We start from the raw sequence: 17,074 nt of genomic DNA, 5'->3' as shown, positions 1-17,074 counted from the left end.
CCCACCGACATCGGGGTCAGGGTCGGCGGCAGGGGGCGGGCCGAGACGGGGGATGCACGGCCTCAGCCGTCACGGAGGGCCTCGGTCAACTTGTCGAGCACGTCGGTCATGAGCCCGAGCATCCCGCGCTCTCGGGGGGTCAGAACTGTCTCGGCGGCGGTCAGGATGCGCGTCGAGCGGCGGATGCGCGACTCGCGGATCATCTCGTGCCCGGCGGTCGTGAGGGAGACGAGCACGCCGCGCGCGTCGTCGGGGTCGGCCTCACGGGCGGCCAGCCCCCGCCGCTCGAGTTCGGCGACCATCGCGCTCATGCTCTGGTGGCGGACGCGGCGGCGGCGGGCCAGGTCGGCGATGCTCAGGGAGCCCTCGCGAGCCAGGAACCCGAGCGTCTCGATCTGCCCGTCGGGCGTGTTCTCGCCGAGCCGGATGATGCGCACGGCCTCGCCCACCGCACGGCGGAATTCGTTGGCCTGCTCGATGGTGAGGGTGGATCCGCGCTGATCGGTCATGGAAAAAGAATACAGCTTGACTGTATAGTTGCGGCATGGAACTCACGAAGCACACCCACGCCACCGTCGTCCTCGCGAAAGACGGCACAACCCTCGTCATCGATCCGGGCGCCTACACCCCCAACGCGGCCGAGCTCGTGGCGGGCACGACCGCCGTCCTCATCACGCACGACCACCCCGACCACTTCGACGCGGGCGTCCTCACCGCCGCTCTCGACGCGCAGCCGTCGCTGCACGTGTGGGCCCCGGCCTCCGTCGTCGCCGCGCTCGCGGGGCACGACTCGCAGGTCACGACGGCCTCGGCCGGCGACACCTTCGAGGCGGCCGGCTTCGAGGTCACCGTCTACGGCGAGCAGCACGCCCCCATCCACCCCGACCTGCCCCTGATGGAGAACGTCGCGTACCTCGTCGACGGCAACGTCTACCACCCGGGCGACTCGTACTTCGTTCCCGGCGTCGCCGTCGAGACCCTGCTCGTGCCGACCAGCGGCCCTTGGACCAAGCTGGGCGAGGGCGTCGACTTCGTGCGCGCCGTCAAGCCGACGCGGTCCATCCAGATCCACGACCTCATGCTGAGCGACGCCGGTCGTGGCTCGTTCGCCGACTTCACCGGCAACCTCAGCGGCGTCCCGCTGACCACGCTGGCGCTCGGCGAGACCGTCGAGGTCTGAGGCTCGCGCGGGTCGCGCGGGGGAGTGCCCGGCGGGTTCGGCATCACGTGTCGGGCTCGAAGCTCGGTATAGCGTGAGGGCATGCCCAGCCTTCTGCTCCTCGACTCCTCCGCCGACCTCGAGACCTCGCGTTCGCGTGCCGTCACCGCCACGTTCGCCGACACCTGGCGCTCGCTCGGCGACGACCACACCGTCGTCCATCGCGACCTCCATCGCGATCAGCTTCCTCACCTCTCGAACGCCGACCTGCACTTCCCGCCGGCGCTCCGCCCCGCGGGTTCGACCGTCGCACCCGAGCAGGAGGCCCTTCAGACCGAACTCATCGACGAGCTGATCGCGGCCGACGTCGTCGTGATCGGTGTCCCCCTCTACAACTATTCGATGCCGTCGACCCTCAAGGCCTGGGTGGACTACATCCACGTGCCGTCGGTGACGGCGCCGTTCGGAGACGACCCCACGCAGCCGATGGCCGGCAAGACGGCCGTGCTCGTGTCGGCCCGCGGGGCGACGTACGACAAGGGCACCCCGACCGAGTTCGACGACCACGCGCTGCCCGCGCTGACGTTGATCCTGAACGGAGCACTGGGGATGCACGTGGAGACGATCGTCGACACCCGCACCCTCACCGAGCGCTTCGGTGGCCCGGCCGACGAGGTCGCGAAGCAGCACGCCGAGCTCGAGGCCGCGCACGCCGCCGCCGCCGAGGCCGCCCGCCGCCTGGGCTGAGTCTCCGCCAGGCACCCGCCCCCTGCCGCTGAACACCCGCCCCCTGCCGATGAACACCCCCGAACGGCGCGAACACCCCTCCTAGGCGGGGGGGTCGTGCCGCCGAGGGGTGTTCGAGCAGGGCGGGATCGTGCATCCCACGGCCCTTCGCACCGCCTAGGGTGACGGGCATGGAACAGCGCACCCTCGGAACACGCTCGCCGGCCCTCGCGAGCACCCCCGTCTCCGTCATCGGCCTCGGCACCTGGCAGCTCGGCGGCGACTGGGGCGATGTCAGCGAGAAGGAGGCGTTCGGGGTGCTCGACGCGAGCATCCAGGCGGGTGTCACGTTCTTCGACACCGCGGACGTCTACGGCGACGGGCGCAGCGAGACGACGATCGGGCGGTTCCGCAGGAGCAACGAGGATGCCCCGCTCACCATCGCCACGAAGATGGGCCGTCGCGAGGAGCAGATGCCGAGCAACTACACACGCCGGAACTTCATCGACTGGGTCGACCGCTCGCGCCGCAACCTCGGCATGGACACCCTCGACCTGGTGCAGCTGCACTGCCCGCCGACCGCCGTGTTCAAGGACGCCACCGTCTACGACGCCCTCGACGAACTGGTCGAACGGCAGATGATCGCCGCCTACGGGGTCAGCGTCGAGACCGCCGGGCAGGCCCTCGAGGCGATGGAGCACGACGGGGTGGCGACGGTGCAGATCATCCTGAACGCGTTCCGGATGAAGCCGCTCGACGAGGTGCTTCCCGCCGCCGTCGAGGCCGGCGTCGGGATCATCGCCCGGGTGCCGCTCGCCAGCGGACTGCTGTCGGGGAAGTACACGGAGGAGACGCAGTTCGCTCCCAACGACCACCGTTCGTTCAATCGGCACGGCGAGGCGTTCGACCAGGGCGAGACCTTCAGCGGGGTGGACTTCGAGACCGGGGTGGAGGCCGCGCGGGCGTTCGCCGCCTTCACGCCGGAGGGGATGTCGACCTCGCAGGCCGCGCTCAAGTGGATCGTCGAGCAGCCGGGGGTGTCGACGGTGATCCCGGGCGCGCGGAACCCGGAGCAGGCGCGGGCCAACGCCGAGGCCGGGTCGGCGTTCGACCTGGGCGAGGAGTTCCACGACCGCACCGAGCGGCTGTACGACCGGTACTTCCGGAACGCGGTGCACGGGCGCTGGTAGCTGCGGCTCTCTTCGGGGCGCGCCCGGCCTGCTCTGGCTCGGTCCTGTCGCAAATGTCGAGCGATTCGGCGCGCGAATGCGATGGAGGCCCGGAGATGCGCGGCCACCCGCGCGGATCACTCGCGATTTGCGCCGCGAGGGCGGGTGGGCAGGCAGCCAGCCAGGCGGGTGGGCAGCCAGGCGGGTGGGCAGCCAGGCGGGTGGGCAGCCAGCCGGGTGGGCAGCCAGCCGGGTGGGCAGGCAGCCAACCAGCCAGGCAGCCAACCAGCCAGCCCGCCAACCACGCGCGCGAGGAATCAGCCGACGAACGCGTCCACCAGCGCGAACGTCGCCTCGGGCTGCTCGAGCTGCGGAAGGTGGCCGGCCTCGGAGACGAGCTCGAACCGTGCACCCGGGATCGACGCGGCATAGGCCCGGCCGTAGTCGACGGGGAAGACGCCGTCGCTCTCGCCCCAGACGAACAGGGTCGGCACGGTGATGTCGCCGAGGCGGGCCGCGAGCGACGGGTCGTGCATGTAGTCGTCGCCCTGGTAGTCGGCCATCGTGGCCATGTTCGCCTTCTGGACGGCGCGCGCCGCCTCGGGCAGGGCGGTCGGGTCGAAGAAGAACTTCTCGGGGTCGTGCCAGGAGAGCGCGGCGATGCCCCGCGGGTCGAGGGCGAAGAAGTCGGGGAGCTCGACGCCGTCGATGAGGATGCCCGCACCGTCGACGACGACGATCCGGCCGACGACACCGGCAGGCGCACCAGCCGCAGCACCGGCGACGCCCGCGTCCTGCGCCGCCATCTCTGCCGTGATCCAGCCGCCGAGCGACGAGCCGATCACGGTCACGTCGCTCAGGCCGAGCTCGGCGAGGAGCGATCGGTAGAGCGTCGCGAGGTCGGCGACGCGGGCCAGCGAGGCGTCGCGCGGCGTGCCCTCCCACCCCGGGTGGGTCGGGACGATCACGCGGTGGGATGCGGAGAGGTGCGCAGCGAGACCGGCGACGGTGCGCGGGCCGCCGCCGCCGTGCAGCACGAGGACGGCGGGCCCGGAGCCCAGGTCGTCGAAGGAGACGAGCGAGGAAGGAGTAATCGAAGAAGTCATGCCCTCAGGCTAAATCAACATGTTGAGATAAACAAGTTGATAAGCTTGGATCATGACCACGCCCCCGGTAGACCTCCGCGAACTCGGCCGCGCCGTCAAGCAGGCGCAGTGGCGTCATCATCGGGCGCTCGAGAAGCGTCTGGCTCCGCTCGGCACGACCCTCGCCCAGTGGGACGCCCTCCGGGCGATCGACCAGAACGCGGGATGCTCGGGTCACGACCTCGCGCAGATCACCTTCATGAGCGACCAGGCTTTCGGCACCCTGGCGTCCCGATTGCTCCTCCAGGGGCTCATCGCTCGCAGCCCCGGGCAGGGGCGTCGCGTCGAGTACCGTCTCACCGAGTCGGGCGTCGCCCTGCTGACGGTCGCTCAAGCAGTCGTCGACGAGCTGCTGGAGGAGCTGTTCGGTGGTCTCGACGAAGGGGAGCGGGTGACGCTCCTGTCGCTCCTTCAGCGGTCGTAATCGTCGCGCCTCGCGCCGTCGCTCACGCTGTGAAGTCGGCCGTGATGCGCGCGGTCACCTCGATGTCGCCCGGCTTGAGGTCGAGCGAGCCGCCCTCGAGCGGTGCGGCGCTCATCTTCATGGCGGCGCGCCCGAAGCTGCCGCCTCCGCCGCCGAGGCCCGGCCGCAGCCCTTCTTCGAAGACGGCGTCGAGCGCCGGGGTGCCGAGCTCGAGGGCCGCGGCGTAGTCGGCGGCCTTGGTGACGGCGTCTTCGACCGCCTGGATGCGCGCCGCGCGGAGCAGTTCGGCCTGCTTCGACACGGTGAGCAGCCAGTCGATGCCCTGCACCTGGACGCTCGGCCACTCCAGCAGCCGGCCGACCCAGGTGGCCAGCACGGCGAAGTCCTGGAAGGTGACCGACAGCTGCGACTGCGCCCGGTAGCGCGTGATCGGGGACTCGGCGCCGGCAGCGTGGTCTTCGTACGACCACGTGGCCACCTGGTCGGCCTGCCACCAGGTGGCCACGCCTGACGCGTGGTGCGCCGCGGCTTCGGAGGCGACCACGTTGTGCGCCTCGACCGCCGCTCGAGACGCGGCACCGCGATCGGTGCTGGTCAAGGCGACCTGGATGCGCACGATGGCACGCTCGGCGGGATGGCTGATCGTCGCGTCGCCCGCGACCACGAATGTCGTCATACCGCGAGCTTATCGACGCGGTCCGGGCGCCCACCCGGCGGTCGAGCGACTGTGGAGAACTCGCCGGGAAGACGCGGCTGGGGAGAAGGCGTCGCAGGCCTCAGGCCCCGCGTACTCGCCCCAAGAACGCGTTCACGTCGTCCAGCTCCTCCTGCGCGATGCCGTGCGCGAGCCCGGGATACACGGTGATCTCGGCATCCGTGTGCGCCGCCAGCCACTCCTCCGTGCGCGCCACCGCGTCCGCCGGGATCACCTGGTCCACGTCGCCCCGCCCGTAGAACACCGGCACGTTCGCAGCGGTCACGGCGTCGTCGACGGCAGGGGTCCCACCCGGCACCACGAATCCGGCCAGCACGATCGCCGCCTCGAATCGCGTCGGAGCCTTGCGGAGCAGCTGCAACGACAGCGACCCGCCCTGAGAGAAGCCGAGAAGCGAGACGGTGGGATGCGCACCGCCGAGCCCGTCGAGGAACGCGAGCACTGCATCCCCCGCTTCGTCGACCCCCTCGTACGCCGGCGCGCCGGGGAGGGCCAGCGGGTACCACGACCACCCGCCGCCGTAGGTCTGCGGCGCCCGGAGCGAGACGTAGGCGTACTCGGGCGAGAGGTAGGGGGTGAGGCCGATGAGGTCGCCCTCGTGCGAGCCGACGCCGTGCAGCAGGACGATCAGCGGCTTGCCGGCGCGCTCCGTCTCGTCGAGGGACCAGCGGGCTACGGATGCATCGATCGTTGACATGTCACCATTCTAGGTTCGGAAGGTCGTGGAACGACTTCTCCACAGAGCGTCGCCTCTCCACAGAACCAGGCCGGATCGGGTCGTGCAACACGTTCGACACGTGGGCCGGGTAAGAATGGGGCCATGGCTTCCGTCCAGACCCCCGACCCCAATTCCGGCTGGCTCTCTGAAGAGGAGCTCTACCAGATCCGGCAGCGCCTCCCTATCCTCTACGTCGAGGCCGTGCCCGTCCGCACCGACGGCCAGGGCGTCGTCACCGAGGTCGGCGTGCTGTTGCGGGCCGACAGCGAGGGCGCGATGACGAGGATGCTCGTGTCCGGTCGGGTGATGTACGGCGAGTCCCTGCGTACCGCCCTCTTCCGCCACCTCGAGAAAGACCTCGGCCCGATGGCGTTCCCGCAGCTGCCCGCATCCCCCGTGCCGTTCTCCGTCGCCGAGTACTTCCCGTTCCCCGGGGCCTCCGTCTACACCGACGAGCGGCAGCACGCCGTCTCGCTCGCCTACGTCGTGCCGGTCACCGGCACCTGCGACCCCCGCCAGGACGCCCTCGAGATCACGTGGATGAGCCCGCTCACCGCCGCCTCGCCCGAGGTCGCCGCCGAGATGGAGGGCGGCCGCGGGGCCCTGCTCCGCACCGCGCTCGCCTCCGTCGGTGCCCTGAGCTAGCCGCGCCGGGGCTCCTTCGGCGCGCCGACTGTCCACGAATGGCTGATGCCACCGGGGAAACATCAGCCATTCGTGGACACTCGGCGAATCGCGGGGAGCGGCTAGAACGTCAGCACGAACCGCCCCCGCGTCCCGCCCGCCTCGAGGCGACGATGCGCCTCTGGCGCTGAAGCGGCAGGCAGCACCCCGGCCACCCGCAGCGTGATCGCGCCCGACGAGGCCAAGGCGCGCAGCCGATCGAGCTTGGCGTGCGAGAGGTACTCGTCACCCACCGAGACGACCACGAATCGCACGTCGGGGGAGCCGTCGCCCTGCCAGCCACGGAACGACACGAACGCCCCGCCCGGCTTCACGGCACCGCTGGCGAGTGACTTCAGCAGCGCGGTGTCGACGACGGCGTCCACTCCGCCCGGCACCGCCGCGAGAACGGCCGAGGCGAAGTCGTCGCCGCGCTCGACCACTGTGTCGGCGCCGATGCTCTCGAGCCACGCGCGGTCCGAGGGGGAGGCGTCGGCGACGACGGTGAGCTGCGCATCCTTCGCCACTTGCACGACGTAGGAGCCGAGGGTTCCGGCCGCGCCCGTCACCGCGATGGTGGAACCGGGGGCGAGGTCGAGCTTCTCGAGGGCCTGCACCGCCGTGAGACCGTTCATGGGAAGCGTCGATGCTTCCTGCACGCTGTGGCCGGCGGGGGTCCGGGCCATCGACTGCCACGGGCCGACGAGGTACTCGACGTACGCGCCGCCGTGCTCGCCCGCGGGGATCGCGAACGCCATGACCTCGTCGCCCACCGAGAAGCGGCCGGAATCGGGGATGCTCGTGCCCTCGACCTCGGGCCCGACCTCGTCCACTACTCCCGCGGCGTCCATCCCGGGCACGTAGGGAGGCTCGGCGTTCGGTCGGCCCTGCCCTTGGCGAATGAGCGTGTCGGTGGGGCTGACCGCGATCGCCTCCACCCGGATGCGGACCTCTCCCGGCCCCGCGTGGGGCTCCGCCTTCTCGAAGATCTTCAGTTGTTCCGGTCCGCCGAATTCGTCCACTCCGATTACACGCATGCCCTCGACGCTACGCCCGCCCGGCGAGTGTCCACTCGGTGTCCTCCCGAGGGCTTTCGATGACACGGGCTGGACACTCGCCGCTCGTCGGGGCCCCCGGAGACCGGGCTACCCGTCGAATTTCGGCTCGATCTCGATGAAGCCGTCGTCGGACACGGTGGCGTCGAAGTCGCCGGTGTCGAGATCCTCCTCGAGCCACACCGTCATGTAGCCGATGTCGTTGGGCCGACCCGAGGCGTCGAAGACCGGCACCCGGAACCGGAACCGACGCTCACCCTGTGGGACGTACCCGAAGGTGGCCGTCACCACCGTGTGGGGCCACTCACCGGTGACGTCGACGGCCAGATCGCGATAGTCGCTCCGAACTCGATGCCACGACTTGTCGCGTGTCACATGAGCCAGACTCGGCTCGCCGCGCGAGAGGAGCGTCTGCCGGATGGCTTCGGTCGCCGCATCCGTCTCCGCCCGGTCCACGGCAGGGAGCACCCAGTCGCTGTCCGGCGTATCGGTCAGATCGATGAGGGGGACCACCGCTTGCGCGGGAGTTGCCGCCATCCTCGCGAGCACCGACTCGTCGTCCCAGCGTTCGAGGGGGAGCGGGTGGCTGCCGTCATCGAGGTGCCAGACCAGGGGGACGCCGTCCCTCACGTCCAGATCGACCGTCGCCTTCGGATACGCGTAGCTCATCGATCCGTCCTCGCCAGGGGTTCTGATCGGACCGGAGACGTCGAATGTCGCCCGCAGGCGTCTACCGACCACCGCGATCTCGCTCACGCGGTGATCCGACTCGACGAGCAGTTCGGTACCGCCCGGGCCCCGTCGCCGCAGGGTGACGCGCTCCGGTGGCGTGGGCTGGAGGGGATCGCTGGGCTCTCCATCGGCAGGCTCTTCAGCAGTCTCAGGCAGAAGGTCCGGGCCGGAGTCGTACGCGACCACCCAGCCGCCGTCGGCCGTTCGGAAGTGCGGGAGGCGCTCGAGGTCCTCCTCGGTCAGGTGCGTCGGTGGCGGCACCCGCAGCGCATCGCGCTCTTCGAGCGGGAGATCCTCCGGGTCCTTCCCGTCCGGCCAGTCGACCCCGCCACCGCCCGAAGCGTCGTCGGCCGTCGGTCGTTCCGAACTCGGCCACGGCTTCGGCGTCAGCCAGATCCCCTCGTCGTCGGCGCCGATCGGCAGGAAAGGCCCGAGGGTGAAGGATGCACTGCTCCCGTCGCGCAGGATCCGCACCCCGGTCGACGACCGAGGCTCGGCAGCGGGGTCGGACGACCACGAGTGCGAGTACACCACCCACACCGCGTTCGGCGAGGCGAACGTCTCGACGCCCGCGACCTGCGGCGGCAGCGGCGCATCCGGCCACGTCGCGAAGACGACGGTGCCCTCGGATCCCACGATCGCAGCGACAGGCCGGGCCTCGTCGACGTAGACCGTGGCATCCCCCAACCGGACCGGCGCCAGCGAGTGCAGCAGGTCGGGGGAAGGGATCGCGCTCACGTCTGCAGCCTAGAGCCGCCCTCGAGCGGTCGCTTTCGGGCCCCGGCATCGTCCGCGGAGCCCCGAAACCGACCACTCGCCGCCGTGAGAAGGGTCGGGGGGCCGCACGGAGCAGCGGGCAGCGCGACTACAGTTTTCGCAAGCACTCGCGGTCGTCGCGGGCGCCGGAAGGACGACCCTGGTGCCCCCTCGAGTGACCATCGTCGACGTCGCCGCGAGGGCCGGCGTCGCCATCAGCTCCGTCTCGAGCGCCCTGAACAACCGACCCGGCGTCTCGGACGACACCCGCAAGCGGATCCTCGAAGCAGCAGAGGACCTCGGCTTCGTCCCGTCGCTGCGGGGCCGCAGCCTTTCGGCCAAACGGGCGTTCGCGGTCGGACTCGTCGTGCACCGCGACCCCTACGTGCTCGAGTCCGACCCGTTCTTCGGCAGCTTCATCGGCGGCATCGAGACCGTGCTCGACCCCCGCGGCTACGCGCTGATCCTGCAGATGGGGTCCGAGCGCGTCGAGACCCTCGACCGCTACCGCAGCCTGGCCGCGAACCGCCGCGTCGACGGGGTGTTCCTCAACGAGCTCGGTGTCGACGACCCCCGCATCCCCCTGGTCCAGGAGCTCGGCCTGCCGGCCGTCGGAGTGAACGCGGGCCCGGCGTTCCCGCTGCCCGCCGTCCGCCAGGACCACGGTCGGGGGATCGCCGAGCTCGTCGACCACTTCGTCACGCTCGGCCACCGTCGGTTCGCCCACGTCTCGGGGCCGCACGAGTTCATCCACGGGCACCAGAGGCGCCGAGCGTGGGGGGATGCCCTGGCAGCGGCCGGCATGGAGCCCGGCGTCGTCGTCGAGGGGGACTTCACCTACGAGGGCGGTGTCTCGGCGGCGGACCGTGTGTTCGGAGGCGGGTCCCGAGAGGCGAGGCCCGTGCATCCCACGGCCGTGTTCTGCTCCAACGACCTTTCGGCTATCGGCTTCATGGCCCGGGCGTCGGAGCTCGGGTTCCGGGTGCCGGAGGACGTCTCGGTGGCCGGCTACGACGGCATCGAGCTGGGCACGTACGTGCGGCCGGCGCTGACGACGATCCGCACGAACCCGCGGCTGATCGGGCGGGAGGCGGCCAGGATGCTGCTCGACGCGATCGACGCTTGCCCCGAGGGAACGCGGCGGATCCCCGACGTCGACGTCGATCCCGCCCACCTGCTCGTCCGCTCCTCGACCGGGCCCGCGCCGCTGCAGGACTGACGAAGAAACCCGTGCCATCGGCGCGGCGATGTGTTAGCTTTCCCGGTACCGAAACGTTTCGGTACTTGTCGAAGGAGACACCGTGCAAAGACGCACAAAGATGCTCGCCGCCGCCGTTCTCGCGGTCGGCGCGATCGGACTCACCGCCTGTTCGAGCGGTGGCGGGAGCGGCGCCAGCGCCCTCACGGCCAAGGGCCCCATCACGATCTGGTACTCGAACAACGCCCAGGAGGTGACCTGGGGCAAGCAGATGGTCGCCTCGTGGAACTCCTCGCACCCCGACGAGAAGGTGACCGGCCAGGAGATCCCCGCGGGTAAGACCAGCGAAGAGGTCATCGGCGCCTCGATCACGGCCGGCAACTCGCCCTGCCTGATCTACAACACCGCCCCGTCGGCCGTCGGCCAGTTCGAGAAGATGGGCGGCCTCGTCGACCTGTCGAAGTTCAGTGACGGCGACAAGTACATCGAGGCCCGCAGCGGCGCCACCGCCGACCAGTACAAGAGCGCCGACGGCGACTACTACCAGCTGCCCTGGAAGTCGAACCCGGTGATGATCTTCTACAACAAGGACCTCTTCGCCAAGGCCGGCCTCGACCCGAACGCCCCGAAGCTCTCGACCTACGCCGACTTCATCGCCACCTCGAAGGCCCTCGTGTCGTCGGGCGCCGCGACGGCGGCCATCTGGCCCGCTCCCACGAGCGAGTTCTTCCAGTCGACCTTCGACTTCTACCCGCTCTACGCGGCCGAGTCGGGCGGCAAGCAGCTCGTCTCCGCCGACGGCAAGTCGACGTTCGCCGACCAGGCCGGCTACGACGTGGCCGACTTCTGGCGCACGATGTACGCCGACAAGCTCTCCGGTCAGGAGAAGTACAACGGCGACTCGTTCGCCGACGGCAAGGCCGCGATGTCGATCGTCGGGCCGTGGGCCGTCTCGGTCTACAAGGACGTCAACTGGGGTGCCGTGCCGGTGCCGACGAAGGACGGCATGCCGGCCAGTGACATCCACACCTTCAGCGACGCGAAGAACGTCGGCATGTACACGGCCTGCAAGAACCAGGGCACGGCGTGGGACTTCTTGAAGTACTCGACCAGCTCGGCGCAGGACTCCAAGCTCCTCGACGTGACCGGCCAGATGCCGATCCGCACGAACCTCGCGACGACCTACGCGTCGTACTTCTCGGCCAACCCGTCGTACAAGCTCTTCGGCGACCAGGCCGCGCGGACCGTCGAGGTGCCCAGCGGATCGAACACGGTCGCCGAGCTGCAGGCGTTCCGTGACAACTGGTCGAACGCGGTGATCTTCGGCAAGGGCGACGTGAAGTCGTCGATCGACGACTCGGCCAAGAAGATCGACCAGCTGGCGGCGCAGAAGTAGCATGACCGCCTCCAGCACGGTGGCCGGGACCCCCGAGGTCCCGGCCCCCCGGAAAGCCGAAGGGGGTGGAAAGCCCGGGAGCGTCAAGGGCCGCAAGCGCGGTCCGAGCATCCTCGGCCGTCACCCTCTGGGTCTGCTGTTCAGCGCCCCGTACCTGATCTTCGTGCTGCTGATCTTCGCCTACCCGCTGATCTACGCCGTCTACATCGCGTTCCACGACTACTTCTTCGCGGCCCCCGGTGCCACGGTCAGTCGGCCGTTCGTCGGGCTCCAGAACTTCACCGACGCCTTCACCGACCCCGACGTGATCCGGTCGTTCGGCAACGTCGGCATCTTCCTTATCATCAACGTGCCGCTCACGGTGGTCTTCAGCATGGTGCTGGCGGCCGGGCTCAACAAGGTCTCGCATTTCCGCGGCTTCCTGCGGGTGGCCTACTACGTGCCCTACCTGACGGCGAGTGTCGCGGTCGTCGCGGTCTGGCTGTTCCTGTTCAGCGGACCGGGCCTCGTCAACCAGATCCTCGGACCGCTGGCGCCGAACCCGTCCTGGCTGATCAACTCGGGTTGGGCCATGCCGTCCATCGCGCTGTTCGTCACGTGGAAGCAGATGGGCTTCTACATCCTGCTGTACCTGGCGGCGTTGCAGAACGTGCCGAACGAGCTCTACGAGGCGGCGTCCACCGACGGGGCCGGAGCGATCCGTCGCTTCTTCAGCGTCACCGTGCCGGGTGTCCGCCCGGCGACCGTGCTCGTGCTGCTGGTCTCGACCGTCACCGGCGCGAACCTCTTCACCGAGCCCTACCTGCTCACCAACGGCGGTGGCCCGAACGGAGCCTCGGCCTCACCCGTTCTGCTCATGTACCAGAAGGGCATCGAGCAGGGGCACCCCGACGAGGCGTCGGCCATCGGCATCGTCCTGGTGATCCTCGTGCTCATCATCGCCTTCTTCCAGAACCGATTCGCCGGAGGTCGCGACTGATGTCCAAGCTCCAGACAGCCATCCGCGGAATCGTGCTCGCCCTCGGCGCGCTCGTGTTCCTCTTCCCCTTCTATTACATGATCATCGGGTCGCTGCAGACGAAGCCCGACGAGTCGATCGGCGGGGCGTTCCCCAACCCGGCGAACATCACCGGGGCCAACTTCGCGGCGATCAACGACCGGATCAACCTCTTCTCCGGCCTCTTGAACTCGGGGATCTTCACGGCCGGCGTGCTCATCTGCACGCTCGTGTTCGGAGTCCTCGTCGGCTACGCGCTCGCCGTGCTGCAGTGGCGCGGCCGCGGGGTCACCTTCGCGCTCGTCCTACTGGTGCAGGTGGTGCCGTTCCAGCTGCTGATCATCCCGCTGTACGTGCTCATCGCGCGCAACTACGGCCTGAGCGACAGCTACCTCGGCATGATCCTGCCGTTCGCCATCAACTCCACGGCGGTGATCATCTTCCGGCAGTACTTCCTGCAACTCCCCAAGGAGCTGTTCGAGGCCGCCCGGATCGACGGTGCCGGCGAATTCAAGCTCCTGTGGCGGATCGCTCTGCCGCTGGTGCGTCCGGCCCTGGTCACCGCGGCACTGCTGACCTTCATCGGCCCGTGGAACGAGTTCCTCTGGCCGTTCCTCATCACGAAGCAGGCCGACATGCAGCCGCTGGCGGTCTCGCTGGCGAACTACATCTCGAACGTCGCCGCCACGGCCTCCAACCCGTTCGGTGCGAGCCTGGCCGGCGCGGTCGTGCTGGCCGCCCCGGTGGTCGTGCTGTTCATCGTGTTCCAGCGCTACTTCGTCTCGACCGACGTGGGGTCGAGCGTCAAGGGCTGACCCCCTGTCGCCGACCCCGTGCATCCCGCCCGCTCTCTTCTCTCTCTTCTCTCGAATCTGGAGACCCCTGTGTCCGACACCTTTCCCTACCGCCTGACCCGAGTCGGCGTCGTGATGACGCCCGAGCCCGGCAACCCCCTCGAGGTCGAAGGCGTGCTCAACCCGGGCTCCGGCCGCGGCCCCAATGGCGAGCTCTACCTCCTGCCCCGCATCGTCGCCGCGGGCAACGTCTCGCGCGTCGGTCTCGCCCGCGTCGTGGTCGAAGACGGCGTGCCGGTCTCGGTGGAACGCGAGGGCGTCGTGCTCGAGCCCGATCGCGGCTGGGAGCGGGGTGCCGACCACAGCGGGGTGGAGGATCCGCGGGTCACCCGCATCGACGAGCTCGGCCTCCATGTGATGACCTACGTGGCCTACGGACCCCTCGGCCCACGCACCGCCGTCGCGATCTCCGACGACCTCCGCGACTGGCGCCGGCTCGGACCCGTCACCTTCGACTACGTGGACGCTCTCGACATGGACCTCGGGCTGTTCCACAACAAAGACACCACCTTCTTTCCGAGCCCTGTCACGGCGCCCGACGGCGTGCGCAGCTTCGCGGTGCTGCACCGTCCGATGTGGGACATCGGCGAGACCGCACCCGGCGAGGGCATCCGCGTGCCGGCCGGCATCACCGACACCCGCCAGAGCATCTGGATCAGTTACGTGTCGGTCGAGGCCGTCGAACGCGACGTCTCGGCCCTGACCCGCTGGGGTCAGCACCGCTTCGTGGCCGGCCCGGAGTTCCCGTTCGAAGAGGTCAAGATCGGCGGCGGACCCGCCCCGCGCCGCGTTCCCGAGGGCTGGCTCGTGCTGCACCACGGCGTCACCGGCGTGATCGACAGCGCCTTCGCCCAGCAGAAGAACGTTAACTACGCCGCCGGAGCGATGCTCCTCGACGGCGACGACCCGTCGCGCGTGATCGCACGCACCCCCGAGCCCCTGCTCGCTCCCGAGACGGAGGAGGAGATCGGGGGCATCGTGCCGAACGTCGTCTTCCCGACCGCGATCGAGGAGATCGAGGGGCGCACCTTCGTGTTCTACGGCATGGGCGACTCGCAGATCGGCGTCGCGCTGCTCGAGCACGTCTGACCCCGCACCACCCCCTTCGGCGGCCGGACCCGATCACGGCCCGGCCGCCACCACCTGACAGGAGTCGTTCGATGAAGAACACCACTCGCGTCCGCCTGGTCGCCGGCCTCGCCGCGACCGCTCTCGCCACAGGGCTGGGGGTGGTGTCGGCTCCGCTCGCGTTCGCCGGGCCCGCTGCCGGCCACGCCGCCTCCGCCGCGGCACCCGCTCCCCTCACCAACCTCGCGCACCTCGACTTCCTGCTCGACCAGACCACGCCGCCCGCCGGAGTCGCCGGCCACACGACGTACGCGCTCGACTCGCAGCCGACGCTGACGATGCCGTGGGTCTACGCCGACGCTCGCCCCGGCGGCACGTTCGCCCGGGTCGGCGGCGGGCCGCTCGACCCCGCGACCGGCCACTGGGGCCAGGGCTCCTACGACGCCGACGACGTGTCGCGCGCCGCCGTCGTGTACCTCCGCGACTGGCAGCAGACCGGTTCCGTCTCGAGCAAGCAGAAGGCCTACGAACTGCTGCGATCCACCGCGTACTTCCAGACCGTGACCGGCCCGAACGCCGGCAACGTCGTGCTGTGGATGCAGCCCGACGGCACCCTCAACCCGAGCCCCGTGCCGGTCGAGCTGCCGAACCCGTCCGACAGCGGCAACAGCTACTGGCTGGCCCGCAGCCTCTGGGCGTTCGGCGAGGGCTACGCCGCGTTCAAGTCGAGCGATCCGGCGTTCGCCGCGTTCCTGCAGCAGCGGCTCCAGCTCGGGGTGAAGGCGCTCGACGCCGCCACCCTGTCGTCGTACGGGAAGTTCGACGTGGCCGACGGCGCTCGCGTGCCGAGCTGGCTCATCACCGGGGGAGCCGACGCCTCCGCCGAGGCCGTCCTCGGCCTGGCCGCCTACTCGGCGGTCGAACCCGGAGACGGGGATGCCCGTGCCGCCCTCTCCGAACTGAGCGAAGGCATCGCCGACCTCGGTTCGACCCAGTCGGCGGCGGTGGCCGTGCAGAGCTGGCCGTACGGCGCGATCCTGCCGGGCACGACGTCGCGGTCGCAGTTGCACTCGTGGGCGTCGCAGATGCCCGAGGCGTTGGCCCGAGCATCCGTCGTCCTGGGTCGCCCTGCCCTGTTGCGGCCCGCGGTCACCGACTCGGTGGCGTACACGACGACGCTGCTCACCTCGACCGGTCCGATCAACGGCCTGAACCCCGTGCCGACCGACACCACGCAGATCGCGTACGGGGCGGATTCGCGGCTGCAGTCGCTCCTGGCGGTCGCAGATGCGTCGCACAGTGCGGGTATCGAGCAGCTCGCCGGCGTCCTCGGCAGCTGGTACTTCGGCAACAACACCTCGGGCAAGCCGACCTACGACCCGGCCACCGGCGTCACGTTCGACGGCGTTCAGCCCGACGGTTCCGTCAACACGGGCAGCGGGGCGGAGAGCACCATTCACGGGCTGCTGTCGATGCTGGCGTTGGATGCGCATCCCGCCGTCTCTGCTCTTGCGCAGTCCGCCGCACATCTGTCGTCGCGTGACGGGCTGACCGTTGTCGAGGCGGAGAAGGGGTCGACCGTCGGGGGCTCCGTCGTGACTCCGGCGTCGGCGTCGAACGGCGAGTCGACCCTCAGCGGTGGGGCGTACCTGTCGCTGCCGCAGGGGGCTACGGCGACGTTCTCGGTGCCCGTCTCCTCGGGGGCGCGGCACGTCGACCCCGTGATCGCGGAGCCGACGCGGGCGCAGGCGACGTCGGTGTGGGGTGCTGGTTCTGGTTCTGGTGCTGGTGCTGGTGCTGGTGCTGGTGCTGGTGCGGGTTCGCTCGGCGTGCTGCGGTCGTCGGTCGGTGCTCAGGGCGTGACTCCGGCACCGGGTGCTCTGCTGCCTCAGGCGCTGCCGCTCGCGCCCGCCGGATCGTCGACTTCGCTATCGGTGCGTGCCCTCGGCGGAACGACCGACGTCGACGCCCTGCTGCTGCGGCCGCTGGTGGCGCAGGTGACGCTGACGGGTGCCGGCGGCTCTGGCGCGTCCGGCTCTGGTGCTTCCGGCTCGGGTGCTTCTGGCGCGGGTGCCGGCGGCTCCGGTGCCTCCGGCGCGTCGACCCAGCTGCTGCAGTCGACGTCGCTCTCGCCGCAGCGGGCCACTGCCACGGCCGGCCTGCTGCACTCCTACGACGACTCCGGTCGCCTGGTCGAGACCCGCACTCTCGCTGCGCCCACGTCGATCACGCTGCGCCCCGGTGGCTTCGCGGTGGTGACGCGGTAGCTGCTGCCCCTCGCACCCCCGCGAGTGTCCAG

General features: G+C 70.1%; 17 protein-coding genes. 11 read left to right on the top strand and 6 right to left on the bottom strand.

Features of this window, described 5'->3' with window-relative positions:
* Positions 1-62 precede the first annotated feature (62 nt).
* Positions 63-509, bottom strand: a complete 447-nt coding sequence (locus ABEA39_RS09605; RefSeq protein WP_345375631.1) for a MarR family winged helix-turn-helix transcriptional regulator — start codon at positions 507-509, stop codon at positions 63-65.
* Between the two features lie 35 nt (positions 510-544).
* Between ABEA39_RS09605 and ABEA39_RS09600 the strand changes: the two genes are divergently transcribed.
* The 3 genes from ABEA39_RS09600 (at position 545) to ABEA39_RS09590 (ending at position 3,075) form a co-directional block, all read left to right on the top strand.
* Complete coding sequence (locus tag ABEA39_RS09600) at positions 545-1,180, top strand: MBL fold metallo-hydrolase (protein WP_345375630.1); 636 nt, start codon at positions 545-547, stop codon at positions 1,178-1,180.
* Positions 1,181-1,261: 81 nt separating this feature from the next.
* Positions 1,262-1,906 carry an FMN-dependent NADH-azoreductase gene (locus ABEA39_RS09595; protein WP_345375628.1) on the top strand — a complete coding sequence of 215 codons (645 nt, stop codon included), beginning with the start codon at positions 1,262-1,264 and terminating at the stop codon, positions 1,904-1,906.
* A gap of 170 nt (positions 1,907-2,076) precedes the next feature.
* Positions 2,077-3,075 (top strand): aldo/keto reductase, encoded by a 999-nt coding sequence (locus tag ABEA39_RS09590; RefSeq protein WP_345375627.1) that lies wholly within the window; start codon positions 2,077-2,079, stop codon positions 3,073-3,075.
* Positions 3,076-3,371: 296 nt separating this feature from the next.
* Here the strand turns inward: ABEA39_RS09590 and ABEA39_RS09585 are convergent, their stop codons facing one another.
* Positions 3,372-4,160, bottom strand: coding sequence for an alpha/beta fold hydrolase (locus ABEA39_RS09585; RefSeq protein ID WP_345375626.1), 789 nt, complete (start codon positions 4,158-4,160; stop codon positions 3,372-3,374).
* Between the two features lie 52 nt (positions 4,161-4,212).
* On the opposite strand from ABEA39_RS09585, the gene ABEA39_RS09580 reads away from it, so the two are divergent.
* Positions 4,213-4,623, top strand: coding sequence for a MarR family winged helix-turn-helix transcriptional regulator (locus ABEA39_RS09580; RefSeq protein WP_345375625.1), 411 nt, complete (start codon positions 4,213-4,215; stop codon positions 4,621-4,623).
* 22 nt (positions 4,624-4,645) lie between these two features.
* On the opposite strand, the gene ABEA39_RS09575 is transcribed toward ABEA39_RS09580, so the two are convergent.
* Together ABEA39_RS09575 and ABEA39_RS09570 are read right to left on the bottom strand one after the other, a co-directional pair.
* Complete coding sequence (locus ABEA39_RS09575; RefSeq protein ID WP_345375624.1) at positions 4,646-5,299, bottom strand: SIMPL domain-containing protein; 654 nt, start codon at positions 5,297-5,299, stop codon at positions 4,646-4,648.
* Positions 5,300-5,399: 100 nt separating this feature from the next.
* Positions 5,400-6,035, bottom strand: coding sequence for an alpha/beta hydrolase (locus tag ABEA39_RS09570; RefSeq protein WP_345375623.1), 636 nt, complete (start codon positions 6,033-6,035; stop codon positions 5,400-5,402).
* A 123-nt stretch (positions 6,036-6,158) separates the two neighbouring features.
* On the opposite strand from ABEA39_RS09570, the gene ABEA39_RS09565 reads away from it, so the two are divergent.
* Positions 6,159-6,701 carry an NUDIX hydrolase family protein gene (locus tag ABEA39_RS09565; RefSeq protein ID WP_345375622.1) on the top strand — a complete coding sequence of 181 codons (543 nt, stop codon included), beginning with the start codon at positions 6,159-6,161 and terminating at the stop codon, positions 6,699-6,701.
* Between the two features lie 101 nt (positions 6,702-6,802).
* Here ABEA39_RS09565 and ABEA39_RS09560 read toward each other — a convergent pair whose 3' ends face one another.
* Positions 6,803-7,756 carry an NADP-dependent oxidoreductase gene (locus ABEA39_RS09560; protein WP_345375621.1) on the bottom strand — a complete coding sequence of 318 codons (954 nt, stop codon included), beginning with the start codon at positions 7,754-7,756 and terminating at the stop codon, positions 6,803-6,805.
* A 108-nt stretch (positions 7,757-7,864) separates the two neighbouring features.
* Positions 7,865-9,244, bottom strand: a complete 1,380-nt coding sequence (locus ABEA39_RS09555; protein WP_345375620.1) for a hypothetical protein — start codon at positions 9,242-9,244, stop codon at positions 7,865-7,867.
* A 181-nt stretch (positions 9,245-9,425) separates the two neighbouring features.
* Here ABEA39_RS09555 and ABEA39_RS09550 point away from each other — a divergent pair, with 181 nt between their 5' ends.
* From ABEA39_RS09550 to ABEA39_RS09525, 6 genes are all read left to right on the top strand, one after another.
* Positions 9,426-10,481 carry a LacI family DNA-binding transcriptional regulator gene (locus ABEA39_RS09550; protein ID WP_345375619.1) on the top strand — a complete coding sequence of 352 codons (1,056 nt, stop codon included), beginning with the start codon at positions 9,426-9,428 and terminating at the stop codon, positions 10,479-10,481.
* An 82-nt stretch (positions 10,482-10,563) separates the two neighbouring features.
* Complete coding sequence (locus ABEA39_RS09545) at positions 10,564-11,856, top strand: ABC transporter substrate-binding protein (protein WP_345375618.1); 1,293 nt, start codon at positions 10,564-10,566, stop codon at positions 11,854-11,856.
* Position 11,857: 1 nt separating this feature from the next.
* On the top strand, positions 11,858-12,835 hold the full coding sequence (locus ABEA39_RS09540) for a carbohydrate ABC transporter permease (RefSeq protein ID WP_345375617.1): 978 nt from the start codon (positions 11,858-11,860) through the stop codon (positions 12,833-12,835).
* Positions 12,835-13,668: a carbohydrate ABC transporter permease gene (locus ABEA39_RS09535; RefSeq protein ID WP_345375616.1), complete on the top strand. Its 834-nt coding sequence runs from the start codon at positions 12,835-12,837 to the stop codon at positions 13,666-13,668. Before ABEA39_RS09540 ends, ABEA39_RS09535 begins: the two co-directional genes overlap by 1 nt.
* A gap of 114 nt (positions 13,669-13,782) precedes the next feature.
* On the top strand, positions 13,783-14,796 hold the full coding sequence (locus ABEA39_RS09530) for a glycoside hydrolase family 130 protein (RefSeq protein ID WP_345375909.1): 1,014 nt from the start codon (positions 13,783-13,785) through the stop codon (positions 14,794-14,796).
* A 71-nt stretch (positions 14,797-14,867) separates the two neighbouring features.
* The gene (locus ABEA39_RS09525) at positions 14,868-17,042 is read left to right on the top strand and encodes a hypothetical protein (RefSeq protein ID WP_345375615.1); all 2,175 of its coding nucleotides are present in this window, start codon (positions 14,868-14,870) and stop codon (positions 17,040-17,042) included.
* The last annotated feature ends 32 nt before the right edge of the window (positions 17,043-17,074 follow it).

It is taken from the genome of Frondihabitans cladoniiphilus (assembly GCF_039544345.1).
Classification (GTDB): domain Bacteria; phylum Actinomycetota; class Actinomycetes; order Actinomycetales; family Microbacteriaceae; genus Frondihabitans; species Frondihabitans cladoniiphilus.
The sequence above is the reverse complement of the archived record's forward strand: the minus strand, read 5'-3'. Positions and strand labels throughout refer to the sequence as shown.